This is a genomic window from Anabaena sp. CCY 0017 (assembly GCF_963920885.1).
Taxonomy (GTDB): Bacteria; Cyanobacteriota; Cyanobacteriia; order Cyanobacteriales; family Nostocaceae; genus Nodularia.
Genome location: NZ_CAWUDG010000051.1, coordinates 1 through 11,625, shown reverse-complemented (window position 1 = coordinate 11,625; position 11,625 = coordinate 1). Strand labels below are relative to the sequence as shown.

Here is an 11,625-nt window from a genome sequence, read left to right as displayed (position 1 = left end):
TTATTGGCGATCGCTCTTCAAGTAGGGTCATCTCACAAAATCGCGTTGCTCCCGACCAGGTGTTTGACCGTTATAGTTTAGCTACATCAGTGAAGCGGCTGTATCCTTTTCAACTTTCTGGAGGTATGGCGCGGCGGGTGCTGGTGGCGACGGCGGGTGTGGGATGTGCTGAGTTGTTAATTGCTGATGAACCTACTCCTGGTTTGCACCCTGATGTTGTGGTGGAAACGCTGAATCATCTGCGGGAACTGGCTAATGATGGGAAAGCGGTGATTTTGATTACCCACGACTTGGAAGCAGCCCTGCAAGTGGCGGATAAGGTGGCTGTATTTTATGCGGGGACAACACTGGAAGTGGCAAATGCTGGTGATTTCACCTCTGGAAATTTGCGTCATCCCTACACTCAGGCTTTGTGGCGATCGCTTCCTCAAAATGAGTTTATTCCAGTTCCCGGTAGCCAACCCCATCCTGAAGCTTTGCCTGTTGGTTGTCTATTTGGCGATCGCTGTGATTTAGCTACAGATGCTTGTCGAGAAGCCAGACCCCAGTTTCGTCTAGTACGGGGCGCTCCCGTGAGGTGTATTCATGCTGAAGGCTGAAGATTTATGTTTTCGTTATCACTCCAAGCACCCTTGGATTTTGCGTAATTTTTCCTTGGAAGTCGCCCCTGGTGCTGTTGTGGGGTTAAGTGGGTTAAGTGGTCGAGGTAAAACTACCATTGGTAAACTTTTAGCTGGATATCTGCAACCGAATCAAGGAAAGGTAACTTGTAATGGTCAGCCTTTACCTAGCAGTAATTACTGTCCTGTACAACTGATTTTTCAAAACCCAGAATTGGCTGTCAATCCGCGCTGGCGCATCAGCAAAGTTTTAGCAGAAGGACAAACTCCCTCGGTTGATTTACTCCAAGCCCTCAGTATTCACCAAAGTTGGCTGAGTCGTTATCCTCATGAACTTAGTGGCGGTGAATTACAACGGATTGCAGTGGCGCGATCGCTCAATTCTTCGACTCGTTACCTGATTGCTGATGAAATGACGGCAATGCTGGATGCGAATACTCAAGCGCTCATCTGGCAAGTGGTAATTAAATATGCTAGAGAGCAAAATGTGGGAATTTTAGTGATTAGTCATGAAGCTGCCTTACTTCAACGTCTTTGTAATTATACAATTAACGTAAATCCCCAGATAAGATAGTCACGTTTGTATAGCACCCATAGATTTGCCAGCTTGCTGAATAGCACCATTCAGGTTTAGGTTATTAGTCGTTTGTCAATTATCTATCTCCCAATCTTCAATAAACAAGTTATTAACGCGCTTGAACTCTCTGGTGTTATGAGTGATGAGGGTTAAGTTATTTGTCAGTGCGATCGCGGCAATTTGTAAATCATACGCTCCAATTGGAGTGCCTAATGCTTCTAGTTGAGAGCGAATTGTTCCAAATGTCATTGCTGCTTGGTCGTCAAAGGTTAGTGAGACAAATTGAGCTAAAAACTCTTGCTGTAAGGTAAGATTACGTTCTGGGTTGGCACTTTTCATTGCGCCATAAAATAGTTCAGCTTTGACAATTGAGCAAACGGCAATATCTTTGGTTGCAGTGGATTCTAGTTTCTGCTTTAAGGTGGTATTTTTACCACGCATATAAATAATGCAAGTGTTAGTATCTAGCAGGAATTTCACAGGATGGGTTCGCGTTCTTGTTGTTGTTCTTGGGGATGGCGAAAGAATGTTTCGTCTTGGATACATCCATAAAATTGAGTCCGGGGATATTCTGGGGTTTCGGTTTGGGTTTCTGGTTGTAGGGACTCAATCAGGGTTTTTAGCAATGCACAGCCACGGCTAATGTCTAATTCTTCGGTGAGTTCTGCTAAGGGGGATTGACGGAAAAACTCTGAGAGTTTGCTTGGTTGGTCTGGGTGGGTGTTGTTATTGTGTGTGGTCAAGCTTTGGGCTAGAAGTTGGATAATATACAGTTTATCGTTGGGGGGAAGTAGAAGGAGTTGCTGTTCGAGTTCTTGGATAGCCATGATAGGGGTTAAGTAGAGGATACTTTTATTTTACTTTCAGATCAATTACTACCCACAACCTCAATCGTCATAAGGTTGTGGGTCGAGAATCTCTATATCCCCAGGCGATACTTGCCTAACTCCACCAGTTGGATATAAGTCTTCTGAATTGAGAATTTCCACAATGATTTTAGAACCCTTACTACCCAATTGATATCCACCAAAAACTGCAAATTCACCTGTACTTTTGATTCGGAAAATTAACTTGTAAACTTGCCCTGAAGGGTTAACAGCTTTGTACTCTCCACCTAACATCTGTTTCTCCTGATTCCAAAGATTTTTCAGCAATCTTGCAGCCTGTTCATTACCTTTTGGTAGAAATTTGGGCAACCAGTATGAAGCCTTAGCTACTTGCTGAGGCTGTTGTGATAATTTGTTAGATAGGATTGCTATGACGCGCCGGAAGCCTATACGCGGAAGTAAATACTTGAGCCAAAGTTCTATTTCACTCGCATTTGCTTTCTCTAGTCCTCGCTCTAGAAGCACCTCAAAGTAATTTTTGTTCTTGAGTACGGCATTAGCCAATTTTAAACCAATAACAGAATCCCGATCTACAAGGGCGTTTATCTCATCGAACTGATCTGACTCCGGTAAACTCATCAGCCTCCGTTGTAAAGCCTTATGGTCTGCAAAATCTTGATCAGTAATAAATCGGCTAGTCATATTATCTTTCCTATTAATATTTTATGACGTTTCTCATCCGACTTAAGTACACCCTGACATCACCAAATATCATCTTCTATCTATCTTGGCGGAGGCTGTTCTGTTTTAATCATCATCAGGGGGTGAAATTACACTGATTAGGCTTTTGAATTGACCCGGCTCAAAAAGTTCTGCGGGTAAACCTGCGTTGCTCATCAACTCAGGGGTCGGTCGATAATGTCCCGATTCATTAGTCCACTTGCGGAGAATACCCCTTTTAGTGCGTCCTGAAAAGTAAAGCCGACCTGCGTAGTCCACATCCTTTCCCATTGCCAAATCTACATGACCAATTGGCCTGCCTCCAACTCTAGCACTGGCTCTACAAATGAATACTTGTCCTTCTATGGTGACAAAATTATACACTCCTGATGCGGTGCGTTCTTCACGTTTGTATCTCACCTCTCGCCATTTTCCTGACTTGAGAACCAGCTGCGATCTTTGGATGATTATTGGCAAGTCCTCTGGGAACAGGTTAGGGAACTTCCTCAATCCCAAAGCTCCTCTTTGCTACCCCCAACATCATCATATTAACTTGTGGATTGCTTGAAAACAGTTTTTTTATTTATCTCTGGATAGCGAGTAGATGGGACTGAAGCGAGCTTTTTTGAGCAAATTCATGGGGTTAGTACCGCAAGGCGGAAGTCAAAAGTCAAAAAGCTTATAATATGGGCTTTTCATGGATTTTGAATGGTCTGTTTATTTACGCCGACTTGTATTAGTGCCATCTCAGTTCAAAAAAACGGTTGCTGACCCCATATATTCAAGCCTCACTCAGAGCGAATTTCTCCATATTGCCGAATATGTTCAACTAACCGCTTAGTTTCACCACCAGCTAATTCTAGTTCCCTGAGATTACCCACCAAAATAAACAATTCCTTTGCTCTACTGACAGCAGTATTCAGCAAATTGGGTTTGCGGTTAAGGAACCAAAAACTATGCTCTTTCTGGCACTGGTAAGGAGAAAAGATGATAGCTGTTTTTTCTCCCCCCTGGAAGGAGTGAACCGTGCCAATATCATCCCAAGAAAAGTTTCGCCAACGGTTAGAAATTCGATACCTCAGCGCGTTGGCTTGCTGCGAAAACGGCGACATCACCCCAATTGTCTTAGAATTGTCATCCGCGCTAATAGAGTAGCCGTGCTGAAGCAAGGACGCAATTATAGTTTCTACAGCAGCGATTTCTTCTGGATTGGTGTTATGGGTGTGGCTTCCCTCAATGTGGTAAGCCAGCAGATGTTTAACTGTTGTTTCGCCGTTATCCTCTGAAAGGATTTGCAGACCCCCAGGATAGTTGGGACGGCAAAATTGGATAATGGGTGGGGTACAGCGATAGTGATTTCTCAGGACAATACCATTGCCTAAGTCCCCTTCTGTACCATTAGCACCAGCAGCGCTATGATAAGCGGTAGCAGTGTATTTGGCAGTGGGGGCATAGCGGTAGTAGTCTTCGTTCTCCATGCCCATTTCCAGAAAGGCGGTTTTGAAATATTGTTTGATGGTATCGTCGCAAAGATTAATGATTGGCTCAATTTGTTGGGGGTCGCCTGCCACTACAGCCTTTTGCGATCGCACCAGCAAAGGAAATAATTGATGTATAAGAGTTGTCCCTGCTTCATCCGCCAATGCCAGCTTGACGCTATGGGGATGGAGGATTGGCAGCATATTACGTATTGATTGCAAACTGGAGCTAATCACGGGGAAAATCAAACTCAAGTCACGGTAGATGGCATCATGATCTGTTTCTAACTTGAGCAATGCCTGTCCATCGCCCATCAATACGCTGCCATAAGTTTCTAATGCCCTGATAACGCTATCCTTGCGTCGGAGAGTTTCTTGCACCAGGAACGCCCAGGCGCGTTGAAATAGTTCTAGCTGCAATGAGTGATGGTCACGATAAAAACGACTGTAGAAATCCTCTTGGGGGTAACTATCGAGTTGTTTTTGGATTTGTTGATGTTCTGCTTGTTTTAACTCTAACTGCTGGTTAAAAGCTGTTAATTGGGTTTGAATTTCACTGACTTTTTGGTGAAGACTCTGCCATTGCTTTTTAAAATCCAGTTTTTGGTTCACCTCTGTGTGGGCAGTGGTTAAACTTAAGCGGTCAAGGGGGATTTGAAAGGGATGCGCTGTTGCCAAGGTGTTTAAAACAGCCGCGTTAATTCGATTTGCTAGACGCTTAAATATTCGCTGGTCGTTAGTAACATTCAGCCAGTCTAAAGTGCGTTTGGTAATGGAATCGGACTGTTTTGGTAGTTCTCGTTCTGCCTGAGATAATGCGAATTGTATCTGCTGGTAAGCATCAAGGGGAAAATTTACGTAATCTGCCAAACTTGATAGCTGTTCAGTTTGGGCTTGTAATTCGGAAGACTTGGCAGCAATCTCGTTATTGAGAGATTGGATTTCTCCATCAAGTTGAGATCGCTGTTCGGTATCGGTAACTTGTTGTATGGTATGAAAGCGGTCTTGCTCTATCAGTTGCTGAATTTCACTTTCAGCTTGCAGTAGTTGGAGTTGGGCTTGTGACCAAGACTCTTGATTAAATTCAGTATGACGTAACCAATCCTGGCTTGATTGCAGTTTGGGTAGGGTTTCTTTACGGATGATGCTTTGGTTGCCACCAGGGAGATAAAACTGTTGAGTCGAAAAATTCTTTGTCAGTCGCTGTGGGAATTTTTGGATGGCGCTTTTGTTGGTGCAGGCAAAGAGAATTAAATTATTCTCATCCTCTTCACCGCGAACAAGTTGTAATGCCCGATTCACTACTTGCTGTGCTACGAGGTGCAGAAACACTTCGGTTTTTCCAGTTCCGGGAGGCCCACAAACAGCAGTAAGCCAATTCTCTTGGGTGTGTTTGAGGACAGCCGCTTGATATTCATCAGGTGCGTGGTCGGGAAAGGCTCCCCAAAACATCACTTCATCAGGTCGCGCCCTGGATACCCCATCCTCGGTATCAGGTTGGGAAGGAATGGGCGCTCTGGGTGTGGGGTGTAGGGTGTAGGGTGTAGAGGAAAAACTTTGAGTCTGAGAATCTGCAAGTTGGGAATTAAGAGTCATGTTGGGGTTGCAATCCCCATCCTCTTCTCTCCCCACACCCGAAACCCTACCCCCTACACCCTGTTGATGTCTGGGTGATTGTGGCTTTCCCCAGAGGTACTGCATTGCGGGGGAAGTTTTAGTTAGCCATTCGCTCTGATAGTCAGGTGGTTGCAGTTGCTTGAGGATTTCTTGCAGGTCTTGCTTTATTTGGGCGTTATAGGGTGTAAAGTCACAGCGTAGCAAATAAGGTTGTTGAAGAGTTTTATATCTTCCGTTTGGTAAGTCTACCAAGTCAAGGAAGTCTCGCAGGGTCGGGAATCTTCCTTTAAAGGTGTCTTCTAAGAATTTCAATATTCCTGACGCAACAATCAGTGATTCGGCTTGCTCTTCTTCTAGTGTGTAGAGTCGCATTAGATTAACGACTACTGGCTGAAACTCGTATTCGGTTAAGTCCCAGCCAGTTTTACGGTAATTACCTTTGAATATGGGTGAAATATCAATTGTGAACAGAGGCAGATATTTCAGCTTTTGCTCTTTTCCTTTACCGTTGATTCTATAAATTTGTGGGAAGGCGACAGCCATTTGAACATCATTTTTGTTACCTCTTTTGGCTGCTTGTTGCTGTTTCTGGAATTGCGTAAATATTTCGCTATCTAAGAGTAACTTGTTGCCAACCAGTTGCACTCCTTTATCTACTACTTTTGAATAGATATCTGAAGAACGCTCGACCTCGGCTTGAGTCAGTTCTTCTAATTTGATGTAGGCTAACCAAGCTTTTACTATCTGGATAAGTTTTTCTGACTCTAGCATGGAAACTTAAACCCTTTGAAAGGCACTCAAGCTTAGTATAAAAAATATTTCACTCTTCTGCTTTCTACATCTGGGTTTGAGTAGATGAAAGGGATTTAGGGTGTGGAACAAACTTTCTTGGACTACACCCCATAAGCTACACACCACACCCTGTTTTCGGTCAGGTTACTCAACTTGGGTCAGTGTCTCCAGTTGCGCCAACAATTTTTCTATCTGTTTGCGTTTCTTAGGGTCTGACCAAATCCGCGATTTTCTTAACTTGGTAGTCGCAGTATTAAAGCGCTCTTTGTAATCGTTAGACTCGGTTTTAGGGGTAGAGGTTGGGGTTTTCTTTTCAGTAATGCGCTGTTTGATTTCGCTTAAAGACCAGTTTTTGGCAATAGCTTGTTCTAAAAAGGCAACACGATCTTCTTTATCCTGAATCTGGGCAATGGGTTTGGCTTTGGTGTATTCCAGGTCGCCTCTTCTTAGTGCTTCAAGGATGTCTGATGTCAGGTTTAATAAGGGCAGACGGTTTTTAACGAAAGATTCCCAGGTCATTAACCCTAAGCTATCAAATACTTCCGAAACGATTTTTAGGTCTGGATTTACAGGTGGCTGCTGATTGATGACTGAGTTATCTTTTTCGGTTTCGCCCATAACGTTATGGGTAGATGCCTTACCCTGGACTTTTTCCTTGCCAGTTACGTTGGTTCTTGAATCATTTTCAACTTCGCCCATAACGTTATGGGTAAATGCTTCACCTTCGACTTTTTCCTTACCAGTAACGTTGGTTATTGAGTCATTTTCAACTTCGCCCATAACGTTATGGGTAGATGCTTCACCTTCAACTTTTTCCTTGCCAGTTACGTTGGTTATTGAGTCACTTTCGACTTCGCCCATAACGTTATGGGTAAATGCTTCACCCTCAACTTTCTCCTTGCGTATAAGGTTATGGAGAACTGTGGATGCTTTTTTCTGTTCGCGTTGTAGGCGATAAAGTGCGGTGGGAATTTCCTCAATGTTTCGATTGAGTTTGTAAGCCAGCAATTGCAGAATGCCTTCGGTTTCTTCGACTGGGTTCAGGTCTTCTCGAAGTAAGTTTTCTATCAGTGCCAGTTGAAAAGCTGCGTTGTCGTCTAATTCTCTGATGACAACGGGAACAACTTTTAGTCCGATTTCTTTGGCAGCACGATAGCGGCGCTCTCCTGCTACTAATTCGTGTTTTTCTCCATCAAGGGGACGTACCAGCAGGGGTTGCAGGATGCCATGCTGTTTGATGGATTCGGTTAACTGCTTTAATGCTTCGGAGTCAAAGTAACGGCGCGGTTGTGTTGGTGGCAGATTTATCTGCTCTAATGGCATGGATTGAGAAGAATCGACATTCTTAATGTCTGTGGTGTCCCAAGGAACTTCAATTTTACTTTTGAGGGGTTGGGTGCTTTTAGTGCGTCTCATTGTAAGGATTCTAAGCTAACGGCTATTTTTTTTAAGATGGCAACAGATGGGTGCTTTGGTTCGTAAACTGCCAGGGGCTTTCGCTCTTCTGAAGCATCAACAAAGGCAGTGGAACGAGGAATGGGAGGAAAGACTGTTCCAGCGATCGCTAGTTGTTCGGTGATGGCTGCTAGGGTACGAGTGTCCTGGGAGTTACGGGCATCGTATTTGGTGGGGACAAATCCGGCTATTTGCAGTTTGCGGTTGGGTTTGTTGCGGACGGTAGCAACTGTTTTTAATAGTTCGCTTGTGCCTTCAAAGGCTTTGAAATGGGTTTCTAGGGGTACGAGAACGTGGGTGGCAGCTACAAGGGAGATGTAACTTAACAACCCTAAGCTGGGAGGGCAATCTATTAAGATGAAATCGTAATCTGATTCAATTGGTTCGATGGCTTCTTTGAGTCGGAAATCGCGCATGGAAGCACTCACCAATTGCATTTCTGCTGTACTGAGAGAGATGTTGGCAGGGGCTAAATCCATGCCATGAATTCCCTCATGAATTGGCAGGGGGTGTTCATCCACAATGGCAGTGTTGACGGTTTGCTCTAATTCTCTTGGAACCAAGCCCATAAAAATGGTTAAGGAAGCTTGGGGGTCTATGTCGATGAGCAGGACGCGATGATTCAGTTGTGCTAGGTGGTAGCCCAGGTTTTGGGTAATGGTGGTTTTGGCCACTCCTCCCGCTTGGTTAAAGATTGCGATGATTCGGGTCATAAGTGAGTTGATTTACCTGCCCCATTACAATTAAAGATAACTGGTGATGCGTCAATTGGTACTGTTGGTTTTTGTCCGGGGCTACTGTTTTATGGAAAATTTTGCTCCCAATGGGGATTTAGACCCTGACTGAAACCAAAATTACGTGTAGATGCTCGTGATATTAAACTCTAAAGTTAAATGAATTTTGAATTAATCATGCGCGAACTCGGCGAATTGATAAAGATTCCGCTTTTTCTCAATTTACGCTCTCCCCACCACATCTGACAATTTCAACTGCTATTTAACTCATGACTTCGTTTCCTAAAGTCGATAACTTTCCCGAACTAACGTTGGTCGAAATTCAGCAGTATTTAGAGAGTGGACTTTTTCGGGGAATCGGTAAGAAAACTGCCCAAACTCTGGTAAATTATTTTGGCTATGACACGTTATTGGTGTTAGATACCTATCCAGAAAGACTTGAGTCAATCCCTGGACTTGGTGAACATCGCATCGCTGCAATTACTAAGGCTTGGTCAGATAGTAAAGCCAATCCGACAAGAGCAGCTATTGCCATGCTTTTGGCTGTGGGAACTTCATTGAGATTAACTTTAAAGATTTGCGACTATTACGGACACAGAACCTCAGCAATACTCAAGAGCGACCCTTATAAGTTAATTGATGACATTGAGGGCATTGGCTTTAAAACTGCTGATGAATTAGCGATATCGCTGGGCATTTCGGTTTCCAGTGAGACTCGTTACGAAAAAGGTCTGCTCCATGTCTTGAAAGAGGCTTTGAGTGAGGGCAATTGTTTTCTGCCGGAATCCCAATTGCTTGCGGGTGCTGTGTCTTTGCTCAAGCGTCCTGACCACACACCTGATGATAAATCTTTGAGTACCATTCTGGGTCGGTTAATTGAGAACAAAACTTTAGTTTATGGCGAGGTGTCCAATAGTGTTTATCAAAGAGCCGCCTACCGGGCTGAACTCTCTGTAGCGTTAAAAATTCAAGCTTTAATTAACCAACCCACTTATTCGATTGAACATTTTGAACACTGGTTAGCTGATTATCAAGGGGCTGACTATCGTGAACTCTCACGCTTGAGTCCTGAACAAATCAGTGCCTTGGTTATGGCAGTTAAATACCCTATTAGTATAATTACAGGTGGCCCAGGACGGGGCAAAACCCATGTGCTAAAAGCCTTGGTGCAATGGTTGACATCCATTGGGGCAACTATTGCCCTTGCAGCCCCCACGGGTAAGGCTGCTAACCGGATGAAAGACGCAACAGGCACGGAAGCAAGTACTATTCACCGTCTACTTCAATGGCGGGGAACAGCGAATGCCTTTTTCTATAATGAGCAGAATCCCCTAGATATTGATTGGGTGATTGTTGATGAATTTTCAATGGTGGATATATTTCTGTTCAATTCTCTATTGAAAGCTTTACGGTCAAACACCCAAATTCTGCTGGTAGGAGACTCTGACCAATTACCCAGTGTCGGACCGGGAATGGTGCTGCGAGATTTGCTTTATTCGGAAATTGTGCCGACTACGAGATTACAGACTATTTATCGACAGCGAACCGAAAGCCCGATTATTTATGCGGCTAGCGATGTAAATATTGGCACTGTCCCCAAACTGCACAATTTTAATCGGGCTTCGTCGTGGATGGATGTGGGGGACTGCGCCATGCTAGAAACAGGTTCACCACAAAAAACGGCTAGCACTATCGTGGAGTTAGCCCAAGCCATGATCTTTGAGAAGGTGGATTTAAATCAACAATTGATGGTGTTAGCACCCCAAAAGTCTGGGGTTTCCGGGGTTCATAATCTCAATAAGCTTCTTCAGCCTATCTTTAATCCCCCAAAACCAAACCAGCAAGAAGTCGTTTCGGGGTCGGTTGTCTACCGCGTCGGGGATAGGGTGATACAACTAAAAAATCGTTACGAGACTATCCCGCCAGTGATGAACGGCGAAACTGGTCGGGTTATTGCTGTAGATGACCAAAAACCACTTGTGAAGGTTTGTTTTGAGGGAGGCGCGATTGTTGACTATTATGCTCGTGACTTTGAGCAAATTATGCATTCGTTTTGTATCACTTGCCATAAGAGCCAGGGGAGTGAATTTCCGTATGTAATTTTCCCTTTACTTATGTCTAATTGCCGAATGTTAACGCGTCAACTGCTTTACACTACTATGACTCGCGCTCAAGGTATTTTTATTGCGGTTGGACAACCAGAAGCTTTAAAGGTGGCTGTGGAGACAGATAAACCAGCAAAGCGGTTTACTGGGTTAATGAATTTACTCTTTTCACCAATGGATGAATTAATCAAAACATTCTCGCTGTTGAGCAAGGTCAGGGGGGGAGGAAGTACAAGACAATCTACTGTCACTGTCGCGTCTAGACTGCGCTCACGCTCAATTATTGCGACTTCTGGGCAGATGACGACTATCGGTACTATTGCACTACAACTGTATGAGGATAAATATGGACATCGCCCGTCGAAGCAATTGGAACAGGTGGGCCAGTTTCAGTTTAAAACTTATCACTATGAGACATCGGCGGTTGAGTTAATTGACTCGGCGATTGATTTGGTGATCTCAAAGGGGTCTTAGTGGGAGCAACGCGCTCAGGTAATTGTAGATGAAGCAGGGCAGATTTCCCTGCATGAGGTCTTTCCCATCCTAGTGCGGTCTAATCAGGCTTGGATGTTAGACGAGCCTCAAATATCATTACCGTTGCGTTCCGGTGATTGCTGATTTTTGTGATTGCTTTTGGCACTGCGCTCGGGAGCAACGCGATTTTGTGAGTTTGGACAAAAAACAAGCGATCGCTAATAAT

At 44.1% G+C, this 11,625-nt stretch carries 10 protein-coding genes; 3 read left to right on the top strand and 7 right to left on the bottom strand.

Annotated features, from left to right (window positions below; translation table 11 throughout):
- Both ACM0OW_RS25210 and ACM0OW_RS25205 read left to right on the top strand, forming a co-directional pair.
- The coding region (locus ACM0OW_RS25210) for an oligopeptide/dipeptide ABC transporter ATP-binding protein (protein ID WP_414553382.1) at nt 1-599 on the top strand (599 nt) is incomplete at its 5' end.
- Nucleotides 586-1,194 (top strand): ABC transporter ATP-binding protein, encoded by a 609-nt coding sequence (locus tag ACM0OW_RS25205; RefSeq protein ID WP_414553380.1) that lies wholly within the window; start codon nt 586-588, stop codon nt 1,192-1,194. The genes ACM0OW_RS25210 and ACM0OW_RS25205, both read left to right, overlap by 14 nt.
- Before the next feature lie 75 nt (nt 1,195-1,269).
- Here ACM0OW_RS25205 and vapC read toward each other — a convergent pair whose 3' ends face one another.
- From vapC to ACM0OW_RS25170, 7 genes are all read right to left on the bottom strand, one after another.
- Nucleotides 1,270-1,677 (bottom strand): type II toxin-antitoxin system tRNA(fMet)-specific endonuclease VapC, encoded by a 408-nt coding sequence (gene vapC, locus ACM0OW_RS25200; protein WP_414553378.1) that lies wholly within the window; start codon nt 1,675-1,677, stop codon nt 1,270-1,272.
- Nucleotides 1,674-2,024 carry a hypothetical protein gene (locus ACM0OW_RS25195; RefSeq protein WP_414553376.1) on the bottom strand — a complete coding sequence of 117 codons (351 nt, stop codon included), beginning with the start codon at nt 2,022-2,024 and terminating at the stop codon, nt 1,674-1,676. Before ACM0OW_RS25195 ends, vapC begins: the two co-directional genes overlap by 4 nt.
- A 60-nt stretch (nt 2,025-2,084) precedes the next feature.
- Nucleotides 2,085-2,726, bottom strand: a complete 642-nt coding sequence (locus ACM0OW_RS25190; RefSeq protein WP_414553374.1) for a hypothetical protein — start codon at nt 2,724-2,726, stop codon at nt 2,085-2,087.
- Nucleotides 2,727-2,831: 105 nt separating this feature from the next.
- Nucleotides 2,832-3,254 carry a hypothetical protein gene (locus ACM0OW_RS25185; RefSeq protein WP_414553372.1) on the bottom strand — a complete coding sequence of 141 codons (423 nt, stop codon included), beginning with the start codon at nt 3,252-3,254 and terminating at the stop codon, nt 2,832-2,834.
- 278 nt (nt 3,255-3,532) lie between these two features.
- The gene (locus ACM0OW_RS25180; protein WP_414553370.1) at nt 3,533-6,610 is read right to left on the bottom strand and encodes a DEAD/DEAH box helicase; all 3,078 of its coding nucleotides are present in this window, start codon (nt 6,608-6,610) and stop codon (nt 3,533-3,535) included.
- A 165-nt stretch (nt 6,611-6,775) separates the two neighbouring features.
- Nucleotides 6,776-8,047 (bottom strand): ParB/RepB/Spo0J family partition protein, encoded by a 1,272-nt coding sequence (locus tag ACM0OW_RS25175; protein ID WP_414553369.1) that lies wholly within the window; start codon nt 8,045-8,047, stop codon nt 6,776-6,778.
- Nucleotides 8,044-8,799, bottom strand: a complete 756-nt coding sequence (locus ACM0OW_RS25170) for a ParA family protein (RefSeq protein ID WP_194003704.1) — start codon at nt 8,797-8,799, stop codon at nt 8,044-8,046. Before ACM0OW_RS25170 ends, ACM0OW_RS25175 begins: the two co-directional genes overlap by 4 nt.
- 290 nt (nt 8,800-9,089) lie before the next feature.
- On the opposite strand from ACM0OW_RS25170, the gene ACM0OW_RS25165 reads away from it, so the two are divergent.
- Nucleotides 9,090-11,399, top strand: coding sequence for an ATP-dependent RecD-like DNA helicase (locus tag ACM0OW_RS25165; protein ID WP_414553367.1), 2,310 nt, complete (start codon nt 9,090-9,092; stop codon nt 11,397-11,399).
- Nucleotides 11,400-11,625: the final 226 nt, after the last annotated feature.